The sequence below is a fragment of the Rhodococcus sp. BH4 genome, assembly GCF_002079265.1.
Classification (GTDB): domain Bacteria; phylum Actinomycetota; class Actinomycetes; order Mycobacteriales; family Mycobacteriaceae; genus Rhodococcus_F; species Rhodococcus_F qingshengii.
In genome coordinates this window covers 297,317-315,285 of sequence record NZ_CP014941.1, presented here as the reverse complement: position 1 = coordinate 315,285, position 17,969 = coordinate 297,317, and the positions used below count along the sequence as shown (strand labels likewise).

Genomic DNA, 17,969 nt, shown 5'->3' with positions numbered 1-17,969 from the left:
TACTATCGAAAGGCGAAGCAGGCCATCCGGTTAACACATTTCTCGACGTCTGATGCAATGGTGAACTCCGGACCCGTTGCGTGGCCTACACCGGATAACCCAACGCCGCCCGCACCGCCACGATGTCGGCGGCAGCGACCTGCATAGGCTTGTCCCCCAACCGAATCAACGTGCCAATGGGCAGTTCCTCCACCACCGCAGATTGGGGGAGTTTGCTGCGATCGAACGTAACTCCTGAATGGAAGTATGTTTCCCATCCCACCTCCACCTCACCTTTCGACCGATTCTGAAGGTGCCGGTAGTCGCCGATGCTCCACCGAGCCCGAACTGCCCACGATCGCGTCGCCGGGTACGTTGCGCTGAGGCGAGGATTCGGTCCGGTGGTAGAGCACGGTGACACGAGAGGCCCAGATATCGGCCTGCCCCCGTACGACCCTTAACGCCAGCGCAATCAGCGATTCGTCGGCAATGGTGCAGGAAAACGAGTCGATGCGTGAGGTACCCCCGAAACCGATCATGACCTCGAGATCCCTTTTGGTCAGACAAATTGATCATCTGCTCTTTGGAGACTGGATCCGAGGCACGTGCCACGTGGGGCAAGACCGCACACAAATTGCTTAGACTGTTTCCAGTCTGGCTATCCAAGGCGCAGGCTCTAGGCACCGAGTCCGACGTTGGTCCAGATATCAAGGTAAGTGGAGTAATCGACCAGTTCAGGGGGTTCCGTCAATGACCACACAACACCCCATGTCGATTCCTCACCAAAGTACAAGCAAAGATAACCGCCGCCGCCCGATCTGAATGTCGCGATGCAACGAGCCGGATCTGGGTACTCTTCAGGGGACAGCCCGTCCAGAATAGACCATTCAAAGCTGTCAATTCGAAACATATCTTCAAGAGGCAGTGGCCCGACAGTCTTACCGGCAATATAGTACCAACCGTTGTGCAAATTTGAATAGAAATTCTTTAGACTGGAGGGGAATTTATTCCAATACCCTGAAAGTTCATCACCATCCACTACCGGTGGCGTACCCAAATAGTAGAGATCGGTCCCGTCTGCCATTTTAATTTTATATAGAAGAAAGAACCTATTTTCAGACCTGAGCAACCGCACATCAGATAGATTATCTTTAGTGTTTCTGTAAGTGTCGCCCAATATCGGTCGCCCAAATACGTCCCATTGGTCCAATATCCCAGAAATTCGAGCTGCAACGTCACCATTTAGTGCATCCAACCAATAATTCGGAAGCGCCATACGTTCAAGTGGTGTCAAGTCGTCAATCTCCGCAAGCACGGGCGAGTCGACACACCGCGAAATCTTGACCAGATCCACTACTGAACTCCATTCAATATATTAGATATCATTAACTATCCAGACGAGGCGGATGCTCGAAAAATGGGATGAGCTGCAGGGACTAGGGGAAGAGGACTACCGCTCGCGATGGCGCTGACAGCTACTGAATTGGGCTGCGCGAAGAGCAGCTTCGAGCCATCGATCATCCTGGTTACTGTACAGCTTACGCAAACCGGGCAGGTGTACGCCGCCATGTGGAAAGTACTGTTTCCCACGGCATCTCACTACAAGCTGTTCGGGTACGCGCGAGGGTGGTATCAAGGACAAAGCGCTCTACGCGCCGGCTCAGGTGTTGACCTGATTTCCGTCAGAATCGGTATCTCGTGCTTGGCGGTCAGTGTCTTTGTAGTGCAATTTGTCGTACCTGTTTACCGGAGGTGCATCCTTCTGCTCGCGGTAGAGCGCCCGTGTCAGCCAAGCACCGAAAACATCGTTGAATCCGGTGGGATGCCTTCGCGTGAGGAAGGGGGTCCACCACCACGCCACGAACACAGCAGCGAAACCGCACAAGAGGACAGGTCCGAGAATCGACCGCTGTGGAGCGGTGAGCCAAGCGAAAACGATGGTAAGGATCGACGAACTCCAGTAAATCGTTCTCGCATGACTGCGGTACATCACGTAGGGCGTAGATACGATCAACGCCACAGCCCCTGCAGCAATCGCACAAATCGCATAAAAGGTGGTCATGGTGCCGGTTCCGCTTGAGGAACGGTGTGTCGTCGGTATATGGAACTCTTCGGGAGAAAACGCAAAACGAGGACCGCCGCAGTGCCCGCGACAGCGCCGATCCGGGTGGTCGAATTGTCAGTCACGAGGAACACCATCCCACTCGCAGCCGTCAACGAAACGGCCAAGGTTATCGCGCCCCGCATCGGATTGCCTGCTGCGGCATCAAGCGCCGACAGCACCCCCGAGGCTAGGCAGAATGCAATGGCAGCGATCAGCAGGTAATGCACGGTCTCAGTCCCTTCTCTTGGAGCGATCGATCATTGTCTAAGGCTTCAATCAAATGATCGGCCTGCCCGGGTACCCAAGTATGCCCCGAGTAGCGATCCTCCGATTGCACCGATTCCGCCCCCGACTGCGGCACCTATCGGGCCGCCGAGAAACCCGCCGAGTGCGGCGCCACCTTTGCCGCCTGCCCATCCCAATGCGATTGCGCCACCGGAATTTCCCACAGTTTCGCCACGTGGCGCGCCTTCGCGCCACTTGATGACACCCGAGGCAACCTCAACTGCCACCGATAATCTGCTTAAAACAGTACCCACTGCCGCCGACCGAGCGGCCTGCGCAGCGCTCGGGAGCGAACCAGCATGATGCACACCGGTGTTCGCAAGGGCGCCCGCAGATTGCAAGCCCGAGGCGGGGCCACCGAGCGCGGTGCTGCCTTTACTCAAGACAGTTGCGATCTCGGAATCTGTATAGCCGCGGTCTCGCATCTGATCCACCTGCCATTGCAGGTCGTCAAGTTGTTGCTGTGCGGTCAGAGGGACGTTGCCAGTGAAGTCAGCAGGTACGTCGCCATGGGCGAGCGCCCGTTGGTTCGCGGCCCTCTGCGCGGGGCCGATCAAACCGTTGTTGGGATCAGAGTCAAAGATCCCGAATGGTAATTCCATTGGAGGATCTGGCTGCGTCTGCGTTTCCATGTCGAGGTTGTCGAGTGGGTTCCACGGAGGCTCGCTCGCTGTACCCCCGGGTGTATCGGTGCCCGAGTCGGTCGGCGATCCGATATCGAACGGCAGTGGTGTTGTCGGTGCCGGCTGCGTCGGGGCGTCCATGTCGAGGTTGTCGAGTGGGTTCCACGGAGGCTCGCTCGTATCGGTGCCCGAGTCGGTCGGCGATCCGATATCGAACGGCAGAGGCGTTGTCGGTGCCGGCTGCGTCGGCGGATCCATGTCGAGATTGCCCAGTGGGTCGATCCCGCCGACGTCGTTGTAGGGGGAGTCTGTCGGGACGTTGACCATGACCGGTCCGCCGGACTGGTTGACGACCTCACCGCCGCCTTGAAGGGGTGTAGCGGTGACGTCTCGTCCGGTGACCGGGTCGCTGCCGCCGTAGGGGCCGTCAGCAGTGACCGGGTAGATGACGCCCGGGGTCGGGATAACGACTTGGTAGAGCTTGCCGTCACGGATCTCGTAGTAGGTGGGAACCGGATCGCCGTTGACGTCGTACGCCCACGCAGCGGCAACGGTGCCCTGCAAGTCTCCGTTCGCGTCGTAGACACCGACGGACCCGTCGTCGTTGATGCTCATGTGTCCGCCGGGTGGTAGGTCGACCACCATTTCAGCTTCATGCGAGGAGGTTTCGTCGTGAATGAGGAAGATGGTGCGTTGTCCGCCACCTGGGTCGGGGATGACCACGACGTCCTGACCGCCGACGAAATACGGCATGAACGGTTTCGCGACCGTACCGACTACCTGGGAGAGAACCGACTCCCACGGACGCGCGCTCACACGCGCACTGAACGGTCCCGGCCGCCCCCTCACTCTCATACCCGCAGCGGTGAACGCCGCGGCCCCGACGAGGACCAGTTCGAGATACCGGTCACGGCCCGAGTCCTCCCCGGCGGTGGAAACATCCGCTGCCAGGTCCGGAACCGTTTGGGCCGGTGCGATATTCGAATCCGAATCCGCGGGGATCGGCCCGGGACCACGATCGGTGGTGGTTCCCTCACCCGGGGTGGGTGTGGGTGAGGGAACCGCTGATGCCGATGCATTGGGGAATGCACCGACACCAGTTTCCGAGGCCGGGGACTCGGAAGTAATGGGCGGAACCTCGATCGTCGGAACCGGGACGATGGGGGTGCCGTTGTAGGTGGGAAAGTTCGTCGGAGCATTCGCGCCGACATCCGGGCCACCGCCTGGAGCCTGCGCACCGGGGAGCCCGACCGTGGTCGTCGGCGCAACTGTCGCCGTCGTGGACGGCGCACTCAGGCACGGGTTGATGATCTCTGGCGGGATGGGTGCACCAGGTGGCAGCGACGCAATGAGATTCAGGTAGATCTGATGATCACGTGCCCGCACCGCCGCGCAGTTGACCGGAGCGGCGGAGAGTGCGATTCCCGCACCGATCACTCCGGCCGATCCGGTCAACAGCGCCCCGGCGGCAAGCACTCCCGCGAGAGTCCGGCGAAGTCGTCTACCGGACTTCACCGGTGCGCACCACGATTGTCACTCTTCTTCGTTCGGAGTAGCGCGATGAGTTTGTCTGCGCCCCACCAGAACAACCGTCCGGAGATCGACATCCACAAGAAGAATGCCAGGTAAACCAGGATCGTCCCGTAGTCGTTCGCCCAGCCGGCGAGCTTCCCGATCACCGCGAATGCCGCGATCAGCAACCCCAGTCCGACTGCGGTGGCGATCACAGCCTTGGAAAGTGGACTGAGTTCGCTGTCCGGATCCCAGTCATCAACGTCTGCAACGTCTTTACTATCGACGGCAGTGGATTCCGACTGGACACTGCGGCGTTCGGCGTTGTTGACGGTCATGGCTGGAACTCCAAATAGGAAGGGAGAGCGGGGACAACGGGTCGCCGACGTTCGGCCTGGTATCAGTTCCAGTACTGCTCCGTCAGCACTATGTGCCCCTCACTGGCGGGGTGATTCGGGTCGGAGACAAAGACATTGGCATGCCCACCACGCGCGGCTGCTTCACCGAGCACAGCTCCTTCGAGGGCGTCGACCTTGCCATCGGTAACAGTTATCGCGGAACCAGGCGCCAACCAGACCCCCCTCAGCGAACCTGGAACGATGTTCGCAATCGCATCAGGAATCGGGCTCGCCGCCAATGCCGCGGTTTCCGCATTCGAGAGCGACAGACCGATCCGGCCATGTTCCGGTTCGACGATCGGAGTTGCGGCAGATGCCACGCCGGCGCCGAGAACACCGATCAGGGCGATACCTGCGGTGAGAGTTCCGGCAGTGGCCAAGGTACGAATCTTCATGATTTCTCCTTTGTGGGCGTGATGAGTAACCACCCCTGGACGGGACGGATCGGGAATAGTCGCCAGCAGCGCTGACGACGGCTGCGTGGGTTAGAGCCAGGTGGGATCGGAGTACACGAACAACGTGTTGTCGGACGTCGCCGTCGACACCGAGAGTTGTGCGTACGAGCGGATCGTCACCGGCCCCATGCACGCATCAACCTTCACGTGCACGTTCTCTGCCGTGATCGACGCCTTCGACGACTCGAGATCCTTCTTCCCCAACGGAATCGTCGTGATCGTGCCCGGCGCAATCGTCGACTGAATACTCGGATTCACCGACGCATTCACACCCACGTTCGCCGACGGGACACCCGAAATACTCACACCGACAGACGGGCCGAGCGAAAAGCCAAGCCCCAAGCCAAGTCCGGAGGAAACATCGATCTGGCAGCCGATCTGCAATCCCTGCTCGACATATCCGGTCTTCACCGCCGAATCGCCCGCACCACCAATCGTGCCGGTCACCTTCGCCGACACGAACCCCTCACGGGTGAACGCCGTCGTCGCCAGGTTCGGCACCGGGTTCGCCGACAGTTTCGTCGCGGCGAGATCCAACGACCAGCCGTCATCGGTGACAGTGCTCGCGAACTTGTCCGCCAACGCCGTCGGCGTTGCCGATGCACTCCCTGCGAAGACCACACCAGACGACAGCGCGGCAACCGCACACGCCGCGAGCCCTACCGCGGCCCTCGATCGACGATGGGATACGCCGTTTTGCGATTCGATCGACATGAACTGCTCCTCCACGTGACACAGCAACCAGAGCGGTAGCCGACAACTAACTGAATTAGTTACCGGACGGTACCAATCGTCCTGTTTGCCCGCCAGTGCGCCATCTCCCCCATCTTGGATTTAGGATGAACATTCGGTAACAGATATATATCGACAGGCTTATCAGCAGCGAAAAGGACCTAGGTCCCACTATGAGCAAGGTCACCGTTTACGGACGAGAAGACCCCTCAGAAACAGTGCGGCAAATCGGATTCGACCCGCATCCCGCGGGCCTCAGAGCAGCTGAAGGCAGAAAGTGCGGGCATCAAGCCAGTGTGCGTACTTGAATATGAAACCAACAGGCATTACCTGGCAATCAATCGTGAAGTACGGCGCCCAAGCGGGGCCTGGGAGCGCAACGCTGCACAGCTCCCGCGGAGATACTCACTTCATGGTCGGCGCGAACTCGTCGGACCCACGGGCATCGCATCGTTAGCTTGTCAATCACTGATAGGCGCAGACGACGCACACAAGTAGTACGCAAGTACGAGAAAAGGCTCTGACCAAGACCGGAGTCCTTGATCAGAGCCCTACCAACTCAGGATCGAACGTTATGCCGGTTCTCTCATGATGCCGAGATGCCGTGCAGTCCCGGACACCCCAGGAACCTCTTGCACAGGAGACCAGGTGTTCAGCCCGTCCGTGCTGTCGGAGTAGAGATACTTTCCTTCGGTATAGGCGTCGAGATAGATCCGCCAGTCGCCGCTCGGCAACTGAACCACGGCCGGACCTTCGACAAGCGAACCCCAATTCCCGGGCGGGACAAACGAATAAGGTCCCGTCACCGAAGGAGCGACCGCATGCTCGACGACCTTCCTCGTCTCGTTCTTGGTGAACGCATGATAGGTCGATCCGACTTTGACCACGGTGGTGTCGATGTGGTCCGCACCGATCCCGGCGAGCGGAACAGGCGGGCTCCACAACCGGAGCGACGGTTCCAACGCCGTCATCAGATACGGCACAAATCCTCCACCGGTCGACATCGACAGGATGACGTTGACGCGATCGCCGTCCACAAACCATTCAGGCGCCCAGGCCTTGGTGACGAATGGTGACAGCGACGGTCCGTCGCTGAAACCAGCCGAACCCGAGAAGCCCGGGGGGCTCGCAGAACCGGTGCCATCTCCCGTACCGGGCATCAAGGCGCAGCAAAACGGAACCGGATAGTTCCCCAGCGGCGTCCAGTTGATGCGGTCGCTGCTGCGTGCAAACCCGATGTTCGCCCCACCACCCGTCGTGTAGGTGAGGTAGTACAACCCGTCCGTGTTCCGGAAGATGCTCGGATCACGCACGAGCCCAGATGGCGGCCTGTACGCCGACTGCTGGACGAGTTGAAAGCCGGTGCCGTCAGCCGACTCGTAGACATCCATGTCACGGTCGCTGGCATTGCTGAACGCCACCATTGTGTATTTCCAGTCAGGCGGCGGCGCGGCGCTGCTGGCAGGGGCTGCGACCAGCAACCCCGCGACGACGAGGATCACCAGCGATACAACAGAAAGGCCGGTCCGTTTTGTCGGAATCACCGATGAAGTATGTATGACAGCAGGCCCTCCATGGGTAACTTCGGTCGGAGGCAGAGCAGGATCGTTACCTAAGTCGATTCGTCTTGTAGTGACGGCGGGACGGCGGCAAGGTCGGCCGTTAGCATCACGCCATGGAACTTGGAGTGCATTTCGCGCTGTCAGACAGCGTGGCAGCGGAACTTCTGGACGCGCGCGGCGACGACGACAAACTCGGCGCTGTGGTCGAGGACATCGAGGAGACGGGCCGATCCGAGTTCTCGTGCGACACGGACAAGGCGTGGGATCCGATCCTGTGCGCCCTCTCCAGCACGGGGTACGAGCGCGTGTCCGAGAACTGGCCGGCCTACGGCGTGATCTTGGGGGACGAAGACCTCAACACCGACACCGACGACCAACTCGTCACCTACCTGGCACCCGATCGGGTCGCCGAAGTCTCCTCGTACCTGGCGGAAGTCACCGAATCCGAGTTCGGCGTGCGCTACGACGCAATGCCACTCGACGACCGCAACCCGGAGTACGGCTCCGACGAGCGCGGGTACGCCTGGGGCTGGCTTCAGGAAGTGGCGGACTTTTTCCAGCGCGCGGCCCGAGAGCGTCGCCACGTGGTATTCACCGTGCGGTTCTGACGCCCACTACCCAAGCGGTGTGACTCCGAAAACAGTAAAGGCTCTGACCTGGACAGAAGTCCGAGGTCAGAGCCTTTGCTTTGGCGGAAGCGGAGGGATTTGAACCCCCGGTGGGTTTAACGCCACGCTCGCTTTCAAGGCGAGTGCATTCGGCCGCTCTGCCACGCTTCCGTGGGCGATCCTATCGGGTGTTCCCACGGACCGCGAAAACGGCTCCGGAGTCAGCGCTCGCCGATGGCTTTGTCGACCTTCTCGAAGACGTCTGCCAGCACGTCCAGTTCCTGGGGAGTCAGCAGATCGACCAGATTGTTCCGCACCCCGGCCACGTGAGTAGGCGCTGCCTCGGCGAGGCGACGCCTACCCTCTTCCGTGATCCGCGCGAGCACGCCGCGACCATCTTCGACGCAGGTGTCTCGCACGACGATGCCCTGAGATTCCATCCGCCTGATCTGGTGCGTGAGGCGACTCCGCGAAGACAGCACGCCGTCTGCCAGGTCACTCATCCGCAACGACCCGTCAGCTGACTCCGAGAGCATGACCAAAATGCGGTAATCGGCCAACGACAGGTCGTGTGAATCCTGCAGTTCGCGGTTGAGAACCTCCATGAGGCGCTGATTACCGTCCATGTAGCCGCGCCATGCACGCATCTCGCATGGCGTCAGCCACGGTGTCTCACCGTGCGCCGCCTGCGATGTCTCCTCGGTTGTCGCTTCAGCTGTCACAGGTTCCAAGTTTAGACCTGTGTCCGCCCGTCACAGTAAGACTCACCCTAAAGTCACGAATTGGACATCAGGATCGAACGGTCGATTTCGGCAACCGATGCCAGCCCCGCCAGTCCCATAGTGAGATCCAGGTCGGCCAGGAGACTGCGCAATGCATGACGCACTCCGTCCGCTCCGGCCAATCCCAACCCGTACACCCACGGCCGCCCGTACAGCACTGCGTCGGCACCCAAGGCCAGAGCCTTGATTACGTCTGCGCCACAACGAATTCCGGAGTCCATCAGGATGTCCACCTCATGCCCCACCGCATCAGCGACGGGACCGAGAGCATCGAGTGCCGAAATCGACCCGTCAACTTGACGCCCACCATGGTTGCTCACGACAATGCCGTTGGCGCCGGCTGCGACGGCCTCACGTGCGTCGTCGGGATGGACAATTCCCTTCACCGCGATCGGAAGTGTCGTCCACTGGCGAAGTTTCGCGATATCGGCAATCCGCACCGCATGATTGCCGAACAACGACACCCACGTGAGAACCGCGATCTGCAGCGCTTCTGCGCTCTCCTCGGGCGGCGTCGCCAGTTTGGCGCGGAACACCGGATCCGACAGGTAGTTGGCAATACCTTTCGCCTGCAGGAACGGAAGGTGACCGAGTTCGAGATCCCTTGGACGCCAACCCATACCGGGAGTGTCGGCAGTCAGGACGATAGCCTTCGCGCCCGCCGTCTCCGCTCGGCGGACAAACGACTCGGCAAGTTCGTCGTCGGCCGGCCAGTACAGCTGGTACCACCAGTTCTCGCCGGAGGCCGCCGCTACGTCTTCGATGGTCGAGGATGCCGCCGTCGAGAGAATCGATCCGATCCCCAACTCGGCGGTGACCGAACCGACCGCAACCTCGGCGTCGTCGTGGACCAAGCCGAGCACGCCCACCGGAGCCGTCAGGATCGGTGCAGCCAACCTCGTCCCCAACACCTCGACGCTCAGGTCGCGTGCGTCGGGCGCCGCAGTCCCCCGCAACATCCGCGGCACGATCGCATGCTTGTCGAACGCCCGCAGATTCGACACCGCGGTCCGTTCGGTCGACGCGCTACCGGCGATGTACCCGAAGGCCTCCGGTGAGAGTTGCTCGCGCGCGGCATCTTCCAAGCCTGCCGCAGTCATCGGCAAAGCCGGCTTCGCGCCGCTCAGTCCCGTCAGATAGATCTCGTTCTGCATGTTCCCGAAGTAAGTCACGTCCGCGACGGTAGCGGCAAAACACCCGTCAGCGGGGAGATTCGCTAGCGTCGTATCCATGTACGCCATAACGATCGATCAGCCCGGCGGTCCCGAGGTCATGAAATGGGCGCAACAGCCCGATCCTGAACTACCTCGCGGGCACGTACTCGTCGAGGTCGCCGCGACCGCAGTCAACCGCGCCGACCTGCTCCAACGTCAAGGCTTCTACCCGCCGCCGCCCGGCGCGAGTGACATTCTCGGCCTCGAATGCTCGGGTGTGATCACCGAACTCGGCGAAGACGTCACGGGTTGGTCCGTCGGCGACGAAGTCTGCGCACTGCTGGCCGGCGGCGGTTACGCCGAGAAGGTCGCGGTCCCGGCAACACAACTTCTCCCGGTTCCCGCGGGCGTCGATCTCCGTGTCGCAGCGTCTCTGCCGGAAGTTGCGTGCACGGTGTGGTCGAACGTCGTGATGCGCGGCGGCCTACGACGCGGACAGGTACTACTCGTCCATGGCGGTGGCGGCGGAATCGGCACCCACGCCATCCAGGTCGGCAAAGCCCTCGGCGCCCGCGTCGCAGTTACCGCGGGTTCGGAGGACAAATTGAACCGCTGCCGCGAATTGGGCGCGGATATTCTCATCAACTATCGCGACAGCGACTTCGTAGCATCACTCGCCGAAGCCACCGACAACCACGGCGCCGATGTGGTTCTGGACAACATGGGAGCGTCGTACCTCGGGCGCAACGTCGACGCACTCGCCATGGACGGCCACGTCGTGATCATCGGAATGCAGGGTGGCCGCAAGGGCGAAGTCGACATCGCCAAGCTGATGGGAAAGCGCGGAAACATCACGTCGACGGGCCTGCGCGGGCGTCCGCTCACCGGCCCAGGCGGTAAAGCGGACATCGTCGCCGACGTCCGTGCGAAGTTGTGGCCGTTGATCGCCGATGGATCGGTTCAACCGATCGTGTCGACCGAACTTCCGATCACCGAGGCGCCATTAGCCCATCAGTTGCTGGATTCGCCGGAAACCGTAGGCAAGGTCGTCCTCACCGTGAAGTGAGCCGAGCGGGATCGATCAGCCCAAGGCGCCGAGTTCGGCGACCAGCTGATTGATCTCGTACCGCGTCGTGTACGGCGCAAGGCCGACGGTGACCGCGCCGCCTTCGTCGTTGACGCCGAGGGCGTCGAGCAGCCTGGAACCGCCGTGCGTACCGCTGACCGTCGCGATGCGCTTGTCGGCCAGGTGCGCCGCGACCTTGTCTGCCGCCATCCCCTCGAGTGTGAAACTGAGCGTCGGCACCCGCGTGGGTGCGCCGCCGATCACCATCACGTTGGGCAGGGCTGCGAGAGAACGCATGAGGTGATCGAACAGACCGTCCTGGTAGTCCTGCAGCGAGCTGATCGAGGTTTCGAGGCGCTCACGCCTGGTTCCCGTTGCCGATTCGTCCAAGCCCGCCAGGAAATCGATCGACGACGTGAGACCGGACAGCAGCGCGAACTGATGACCGCCCACCTCGAGTCGCTCGGCGCCACGCGCGTACGGGTTGAGCGACACGGCCGGAATTCGGTCGAGCAGTCCGGGATCGCGGAAGACGAGTGCGCCCACCTGCGGACCGCCCCACGACGGCGCGCTGACGGCAACGATGTCCGCCCCGAGATCAGCCATGTCCACATGCGCATATGGCGCTGCACCGACGGCGTCGACCACCATCAGTCCGCCGAATTCGTGCAGACGATCAGCTGCGGCACGGACGTTCGGAGCCGAACCGACGACCGGCGATGCGGCCGTCAAGGCCACCAACCGTGTGGTCGAGGTGATGAGATCGTTGAACTGCCAACTCGGGAGTTCGCACGTTTCGATTTCCACCTCGGCCCATCGCACCTGAGCGCCGTAGCGACTGGCCACGCGAAGCCAGGGCGCGACGTTCGCCTCTTCGTCGAGGCGAGAGAGTACGAGACCGGTTCCGAGGCCCAGACGCGAACTGAGCGACTCGGCGAGCCATGCCAACAACACCGCTCGGTCTGCTCCGAGAACGACTCCCGCAGGATCACCGCCGACCAGATCGGCGACCGCGGTGCGCGCACTCTCGAGGATGGCAGCACTACGACGGTTCGAGACGTGGCGACCGGACGAAGAAGACGCAGAGGCACGGAACGCGGTGGAGACCGTCCGCGAGACGGCGTCCGGGATCTGCATTCCGGCCTGCGGATCGAGGTGGATCCAGCCGTCACCGAGTGAGGGAATCAACCCCCGTACGCGGGCAACGTCGTAAGCCATGCTCGACACTCTAGGTGCAGACGCCCGCTTAGTCGAAGGCAGTCACCCAATTACCCGTCAGTACAGTTATTCGGTAGCTAACTTTTTGGGGGTTAGGCGGCGTTTGTCGCCCACACACGACAAGATGGAAGCATGACGAACCCCGACAAAGAGCAGGTACTCGTTATCGGACCCGACGGTCGACCCGTCGCGATGCCGGCGGCCGAGGCAGAGGCCTCCACATCTGGCACCACCGAAGGCGCGGAATCCGAAGCCGAGTCCGTCGCCGAGATGGTCGAGCAGCCGGCGAAGGTCATGCGAATCGGCACGATGATCAAACAACTGTTGGAAGAAGTGCGCGCCGCGCCGCTCGACGACGCCAGCCGCAAGCGCCTCAAGGACATCCACACCTCGTCCATCCGAGAACTGGAACAAGGCCTGGCACCCGAACTCCGTGAAGAACTCGAGCGACTGAGCCTCCCGTTCACCGACGACTCCATTCCCTCGGACGCCGAACTGCGAATCGCGCAGGCCCAACTCGTCGGCTGGCTCGAAGGACTGTTTCACGGAATTCAGACCGCACTGTTCGCGCAGCAGATGGCAGCGCGCGCTCAGCTCGAACAGATGCGTCAGGGCGCACTGCCTCCCGGCATGAGCATCGGGGCTCCGCATTCGCCTGCCCATCCGGACCAACAGAGCCCAGGAACCGGCCAGTATCTGTAACTCGGACCACCACGAAGTCCGCGGGAAAACCGGCTCCGACGCCAGGCCGGTAGGCTCGACCTCCGTGTCAGCATCCGCAATCGAATCCGAGACGCCGGGCGCACCCGCGCCCGTGTCCGACTCCCAGACGTTCCGTCGTGCGTTCAAAGACCTTCGCGACGGTCTGAATCAGCGTGAGTTGTGGCTCAGCCTCGGCTGGCAGGACATCAAACAGCGCTACCGCCGGTCGGTGATCGGACCGTTCTGGATCACGATCGCCACCGGCGTGCAGGCCACCGCCATCGGCATCCTGTACGCGGCCCTGTTGGACATGCCACTCCAGGAGTTCCTGCCGTACGTGACGGTGGGCCTGATCGTCTGGAACCTCATCAATGCCTCGATCATCGAGGGTTCCGAAGTTTTTGTCGCCAACGAAGGCCTGATCAAACAGCTGCCATCGGCCTTGAGCGTGCACATCTACCGTCTGGTGTGGCGGCAAATTCTGTTCTTCGCACACAACCTCCTGATCTACGTGATCATGGTGGTCACGTTCGGAGTCTGGCGGAATCTGAGCTGGGCGTCGCTAGCCGCGATCCCGGCGTTGGGACTTATCGTGCTCAATGCACTGTGGGTCTCGATCGTGTTCGGCATCTTCGCCACTCGATACCGCGACATCGCACCGATTCTGTCTTCGCTGACGTTGCTCCTTTTCGTGCTGACACCGATCATGTGGACAACGCAAAGCCTCGAGGCTCAGGGCGGCGCCGTCCGAGATCGCGCAAAGATCGCCGAACTCAATCCGCTGTTCCATTACCTGGACATCGTCCGCGCGCCGATGATCGGGCAGCCCCAAGAGCTTTACCACTGGTACATCGTCATCACGATCACCGTGGTCGGGTGGGCCGTCGCCTTGCTGGCGCTTCGCAAATACCGGGCCCGCGTGCCCTACTGGGTTTAGGGACATCGCAATGACCGAACATGTGAACATCTCAACGCACAACGCCTGCGTCGACTTCCCGATCTTCGACGCGAAGTCCCGGTCGATGAAGAAGGCATTTCTCGGCAAAGCAGGTGGCGCCATCGGCCGCAACAGTTCCGATGTCGTGGTCGTAGAAGCCCTGAAAGACATCACGATGAACCTCAAAGAGGGCGATCGTGTAGGGCTGGTCGGCCACAACGGCGCCGGAAAGTCCACCCTGCTGCGCTTGCTCTCCGGAATCTACGAACCCACTCGAGGATCCGCCAGTATTCGCGGACGCGTCGCACCTGTTTTCGATCTCGGCGTCGGCATGGACCCCGAGATCTCCGGCTACGAGAACATCATCATCCGCGGCCTGTTCCTCGGTCAGACCCGCAAGCAGATGCTCGCGAAAATGGACGACATCGCCGAATTCACCGAACTTGGTGATTACCTCTCGATGCCGTTGCGCACGTACTCCACCGGCATGCGCGTGCGCGTTGCCATGGGCGTCGTCACCAGTATCGATCCCGAGATCCTGCTACTCGACGAAGGCATCGGGGCTGTCGACGCCGAATTCATGAAGAAAGCTCGCATCCGGCTTCAGAAGCTGGTGGAACGCTCCGGAATCCTGGTATTCGCCAGCCACTCCAACGAATTCCTCGCCCAGCTGTGCAACAGCGCCATGTGGATCGACCACGGCCAGATCCGCATGCAAGGCGACATCGAAGACGTCGTGCGCGCCTACGAAGGTGACGACGCCGCAGAGCATGTGCGCCACGTCATCAAGGAAATGGAACGGGAGAGCACCCCGTGAGCGCACCCGAGAAAATCATCGGTGTCGTCGTCACGCACAAGCGGCGTGAACTGCTGGCCGAATCCTTGAAGGTTCTCAGCACCCAGTCGCGGCCGCTCGACCATCTTGTTGTCGTCGACAATGCCGACGAAGCCGATGTGAAAGAGCTCGTCGACAACGCCCCACTGCCGACCAGTTACATCGGTTCTCAGCACAACCTCGGCGGTGCCGGAGGATTTGCTCTGGGCATTCTCTACGCACTTTCGCTCGGCGCCGACCGCGTCTGGCTCGCAGACGACGACGGCCGCCCAGACGGTCCCGAAGTCCTGGAAACACTGCTCGACTGTGCAATTCGAAACGACCTGGCCGAGGTCTCCCCCGTCGTCTGCGACATCGACAACCCCGACCGCCTTGCCTTCCCACTTCGCCGCGGCACGTCGTGGCGCCGGTTGCGTTCCGAACTCGGCGACGAGGATCTCCTGCCCGGTATCGCGTCCCTCTTCAACGGCGCACTGTTCACCGCCGACGCGATCGATGCCGTCGGTGTTCCGGATCTACGCCTGTTCGTCCGCGGCGACGAGGTCGAGGTACACCGTCGCCTCGTGCGCTCCGGCCTGAAGTTCGGTACCTGCCTGCAAACTGCCTACGTCCACCCCAACGGCGCGGACGAGTTCAAGCCGATCCTCGGCGGACGCATGCACACGCAGTACCCCGACAACGACACGAAGCGCTACTTCACGTACCGCAACCGTGGATACATCCTCGCCCAACCGGGAATGCGGAAACTGCTTCCGCAGGAATGGGTTCGGTTCGGCTGGTACTTCCTGATCACACGCCGCGATCCGGCAGGACTGCGCGAGTGGATGCGACTGCGCAAGCTCGGCCGGGAAGAAAAGTTCGAACGCCCGAGTTAGTCAGTCGTCCTGAGTTGAAGCAGTTGCCCCGATATCTTTTAAATCAGTTGCACAGTCGCGTCTGCGGCTGAGACGATTCTGATCCGACGCATGGTGCGTCCTGAGATTTTCGAGGAGTGAGTATTGATGACTGTCGTGTTCCGCAGTTTCAGCACCGTCAACATTCACACTTCTTCGTACTCGAGGACACACTCACCATGTCGGAAGACAGCACGCCCCTGACCGAATACGGTTGGAACGCAACACTCTCGAACAAATTCACTGCCCTGGCCCCACCGGACTCCGCACCCGGGCGCGTTCTTCGCGTCGACCGGGGGCGGTGTGACGTGGCCGTCGCCGAAGGCACAGTTCGCGCACTCAGCGGCAGCGATCCACTCTGTACGGGTGACTGGGTCGCCGTGGCCGAGTTACGGGACTCACGCGAACCCGAGATGCACACGGTCACTTCGATACTCCCTCGATCAAGCAGCATTGTTCGATCCTCGGCATCCGGAAAATCGGAAGGCCAGATTCTGGCGGCCAATGTCGACACCGTCGTCATCGCCACGGCTTCGGACGGCGACGTCGATCTCGGGCGCATCGAGCGACTACTCGCACTCGCCTGGGAAAGTGGTGCAACCCCTGTCGTCGCACTCACCAAATCGGATGCAGCTCACTATATCTCCGACACTCTCGCCGAGGTCGCTGCCATTGCGCCCGGCGCAACAGTGCTGGCTGTGAGTGCCGAGACCAACGAAGGAATGGATGTACTCGATGCAGTTCTGGACGGCACCGTGGCGATACTCGGTCCATCCGGCGCCGGTAAGTCGACGCTCGCGAACGCCCTCCTCGCGGACACCACAGGTGCCGATCGACTCGAGACCGGTCGCGTTCGGACCGGCGACGGAAAGGGACGCCACACCACCGTCACGAGAGAACTGATCCCCTTCTCCGGCGGCCGGACGTTGATCGACACACCCGGCCTGCGAGGGGTCGGCATGTGGAACGCGGCGGAGGGGATCGACAAGACGTTCCCCGAGATCGAGGAGCTGATTGCAGAGTGCCGGTTCTCCGATTGCGCACACAACTCCGAGCCGGGATGCGCAGTCCTGAGCGCACTCGGGCGCGGCGATATCGACGAACGGAGACTTGCGAGCTACCGGAAACTACAGCGAGAGAATGCATGGAACGCCGCGCGAAGCGATGCTCGTCTGCAGGCAGAGAGGACGCGGGAGATCAAGGTGATCTCCCGACAACTCAAGAGTCACTACCGCGGTCGGGACCGGTAGCGAACAAAGCCTGGCAGCATGGGAGTGATCCCGACGAGAGGTTGCCATGTTCGAGCAGTTCCGTTCCAGCGCCAGAACCAAGCTTCAGCGTGCGGTATCCGAGGTGGTCGAGGCCGCCGACCGGCGCAACGCAGATCGCACGCAACAGATCCTCGATGCGCTGACGCTCTCACGTGACGAACTGGCCGGGGCCCGCGGTGACATCGCGGGCCTCCGGTCCAGGATCGACGAACTGGAATTTCGTCAGCGACGGGATCTGGCCTACGCCGTGGACCTGCAAGCGACGGCATCGACCGCAGAGTTCATCCTCGAACACCTTCGCGTCGCCGAGACGTTCGGCCACCCACACGACACGCTTCGCCATGCACTGGGATTGATCGAAATACCCGGCATGGCACTCGAATTCGGCGTTGCCAGCGGAACCACACTCAGGATCATCGCGGAGGCATTCACCGAACGCGAGGGAACCGTCGCGGGTTTCGACGTGTTCTCCGGCCTTCCGGAAACCTGGCGGACCGGGTTCCCGGTTGGTGAGTTCGCTCAGGAATCAGTCCCCGAAGTACCTGGAGCGCAACTTGTTCCGGGCCTCTTCGAGGACACCCTGCCCTCGTTCCTGAACGACGAACCCGGCCCCGTTGCGTTCCTGCACCTCGACGCCGATCTCTACTCGTCCACCAAGACGGTGCTCGATCTCCTCGGCGACCGCCTGGTACCCGGGTCGATCGTCGTCTTCGACGAATTCTTCAACTATCCCGGGTGGCAGCAGCACGAGTACCGGGCGTGGACGGAGTTCGTCACACGCACCGGCATCTCGTTCGAATACCTCGGGTACACCGTGGACAACGAGCAGGTCATCGTCGAGATCACCAGCTGA

At 61.5% G+C, this 17,969-nt stretch carries 18 protein-coding genes, 1 tRNA gene and 1 pseudogene; 8 read left to right on the top strand and 12 right to left on the bottom strand.

Annotation, left to right across the window (positions count from 1 at the left end):
- Positions 1–85: 85 nt before the first annotated feature.
- From A0W34_RS01465 to A0W34_RS01425, 8 genes and pseudogenes are all read right to left on the bottom strand, one after another.
- A pseudogene (locus A0W34_RS01465) lies at positions 86–325 on the bottom strand (Imm52 family immunity protein); the annotation flags it as partial.
- Positions 270–518 carry a hypothetical protein gene (locus tag A0W34_RS32685; RefSeq protein WP_007731737.1) on the bottom strand — a complete coding sequence of 83 codons (249 nt, stop codon included), beginning with the start codon at positions 516–518 and terminating at the stop codon, positions 270–272. The gene A0W34_RS32685 and the pseudogene A0W34_RS01465, both read right to left, overlap by 56 nt.
- Before the next feature lie 137 nt (positions 519–655).
- Positions 656–1,333, bottom strand: a complete 678-nt coding sequence (locus A0W34_RS01460; protein ID WP_081557220.1) for an SMI1/KNR4 family protein — start codon at positions 1,331–1,333, stop codon at positions 656–658.
- 1,022 nt (positions 1,334–2,355) lie between these two features.
- Positions 2,356–4,506 carry a hypothetical protein gene (locus A0W34_RS01445; RefSeq protein ID WP_063315245.1) on the bottom strand — a complete coding sequence of 717 codons (2,151 nt, stop codon included), beginning with the start codon at positions 4,504–4,506 and terminating at the stop codon, positions 2,356–2,358.
- Positions 4,503–4,841 (bottom strand): hypothetical protein, encoded by a 339-nt coding sequence (locus A0W34_RS01440; protein ID WP_029254242.1) that lies wholly within the window; start codon positions 4,839–4,841, stop codon positions 4,503–4,505. The genes A0W34_RS01445 and A0W34_RS01440 overlap by 4 nt, the downstream gene beginning before the upstream one ends.
- Positions 4,842–4,903: 62 nt before the next feature.
- Entirely contained in the window at positions 4,904–5,296 is a 393-nt protein-coding gene (locus tag A0W34_RS01435) for a hypothetical protein (protein ID WP_020968150.1), read from the bottom strand.
- A gap of 90 nt (positions 5,297–5,386) precedes the next feature.
- Entirely contained in the window at positions 5,387–6,070 is a 684-nt protein-coding gene (locus A0W34_RS01430) for an MspA family porin (RefSeq protein WP_020968149.1), read from the bottom strand.
- A gap of 590 nt (positions 6,071–6,660) precedes the next feature.
- Positions 6,661–7,512: a glycoside hydrolase family 43 protein gene (locus tag A0W34_RS01425; protein WP_003943973.1), complete on the bottom strand. Its 852-nt coding sequence runs from the start codon at positions 7,510–7,512 to the stop codon at positions 6,661–6,663.
- A gap of 251 nt (positions 7,513–7,763) precedes the next feature.
- Between A0W34_RS01425 and A0W34_RS01420 the strand changes: the two genes are divergently transcribed.
- Positions 7,764–8,258, top strand: a complete 495-nt coding sequence (locus A0W34_RS01420; protein WP_030535796.1) for a DUF1877 family protein — start codon at positions 7,764–7,766, stop codon at positions 8,256–8,258.
- 81 nt (positions 8,259–8,339) lie between these two features.
- Here A0W34_RS01420 and A0W34_RS01415 read toward each other — a convergent pair.
- The 3 genes from A0W34_RS01415 to A0W34_RS01405 all read right to left on the bottom strand — a co-directional run bounded on the left by A0W34_RS01415 (position 8,340) and on the right by A0W34_RS01405 (position 10,272).
- Positions 8,340–8,429 (bottom strand) — tRNA-Ser (locus tag A0W34_RS01415).
- A gap of 50 nt (positions 8,430–8,479) precedes the next feature.
- Positions 8,480–8,905: a MarR family winged helix-turn-helix transcriptional regulator gene (locus A0W34_RS01410; protein ID WP_020968140.1), complete on the bottom strand. Its 426-nt coding sequence runs from the start codon at positions 8,903–8,905 to the stop codon at positions 8,480–8,482.
- A 128-nt stretch (positions 8,906–9,033) separates the two neighbouring features.
- Complete coding sequence (locus tag A0W34_RS01405) at positions 9,034–10,272, bottom strand: lactate 2-monooxygenase (RefSeq protein ID WP_044480920.1); 1,239 nt, start codon at positions 10,270–10,272, stop codon at positions 9,034–9,036.
- Here A0W34_RS01405 and A0W34_RS01400 point away from each other — a divergent pair.
- Positions 10,271–11,260, top strand: coding sequence for an NAD(P)H-quinone oxidoreductase (locus tag A0W34_RS01400; protein WP_081557219.1), 990 nt, complete (start codon positions 10,271–10,273; stop codon positions 11,258–11,260). The two genes, A0W34_RS01405 and A0W34_RS01400, sit on opposite strands and share 2 nt — an antisense overlap.
- A 15-nt stretch (positions 11,261–11,275) precedes the next feature.
- Here A0W34_RS01400 and A0W34_RS01395 read toward each other — a convergent pair whose 3' ends face one another.
- Positions 11,276–12,478, bottom strand: coding sequence for a cysteine desulfurase-like protein (locus A0W34_RS01395; protein ID WP_081557218.1), 1,203 nt, complete (start codon positions 12,476–12,478; stop codon positions 11,276–11,278).
- A 132-nt stretch (positions 12,479–12,610) separates the two neighbouring features.
- Here A0W34_RS01395 and A0W34_RS01390 point away from each other — a divergent pair, with 132 nt between their 5' ends.
- The 6 genes from A0W34_RS01390 (at position 12,611) to A0W34_RS01365 (ending at position 17,969) form a co-directional block, all read left to right on the top strand.
- A complete protein-coding gene (locus A0W34_RS01390; protein ID WP_003943894.1) occupies positions 12,611–13,180 on the top strand; it encodes a bacterial proteasome activator family protein in 570 nt (189 codons plus the stop codon).
- A 64-nt stretch (positions 13,181–13,244) separates the two neighbouring features.
- Positions 13,245–14,117 carry a galactan export ABC transporter permease subunit Wzm/RfbD gene (wzm, locus tag A0W34_RS01385; RefSeq protein ID WP_081557217.1) on the top strand — a complete coding sequence of 291 codons (873 nt, stop codon included), beginning with the start codon at positions 13,245–13,247 and terminating at the stop codon, positions 14,115–14,117.
- A 10-nt stretch (positions 14,118–14,127) separates the two neighbouring features.
- Positions 14,128–14,934 carry a galactan export ABC transporter ATP-binding subunit Wzt/RfbE gene (wzt, locus tag A0W34_RS01380; protein WP_050655610.1) on the top strand — a complete coding sequence of 269 codons (807 nt, stop codon included), beginning with the start codon at positions 14,128–14,130 and terminating at the stop codon, positions 14,932–14,934.
- Positions 14,931–15,827 carry a galactofuranosyltransferase GlfT1 gene (glfT1, locus tag A0W34_RS01375; RefSeq protein WP_081557216.1) on the top strand — a complete coding sequence of 299 codons (897 nt, stop codon included), beginning with the start codon at positions 14,931–14,933 and terminating at the stop codon, positions 15,825–15,827. Before wzt ends, glfT1 begins: the two co-directional genes overlap by 4 nt.
- A gap of 197 nt (positions 15,828–16,024) precedes the next feature.
- Positions 16,025–17,095: a ribosome small subunit-dependent GTPase A gene (gene rsgA, locus A0W34_RS01370; RefSeq protein ID WP_064113903.1), complete on the top strand. Its 1,071-nt coding sequence runs from the start codon at positions 16,025–16,027 to the stop codon at positions 17,093–17,095.
- A gap of 46 nt (positions 17,096–17,141) precedes the next feature.
- The gene (locus tag A0W34_RS01365; RefSeq protein ID WP_081557215.1) at positions 17,142–17,969 is read left to right on the top strand and encodes a TylF/MycF/NovP-related O-methyltransferase; all 828 of its coding nucleotides are present in this window, start codon (positions 17,142–17,144) and stop codon (positions 17,967–17,969) included.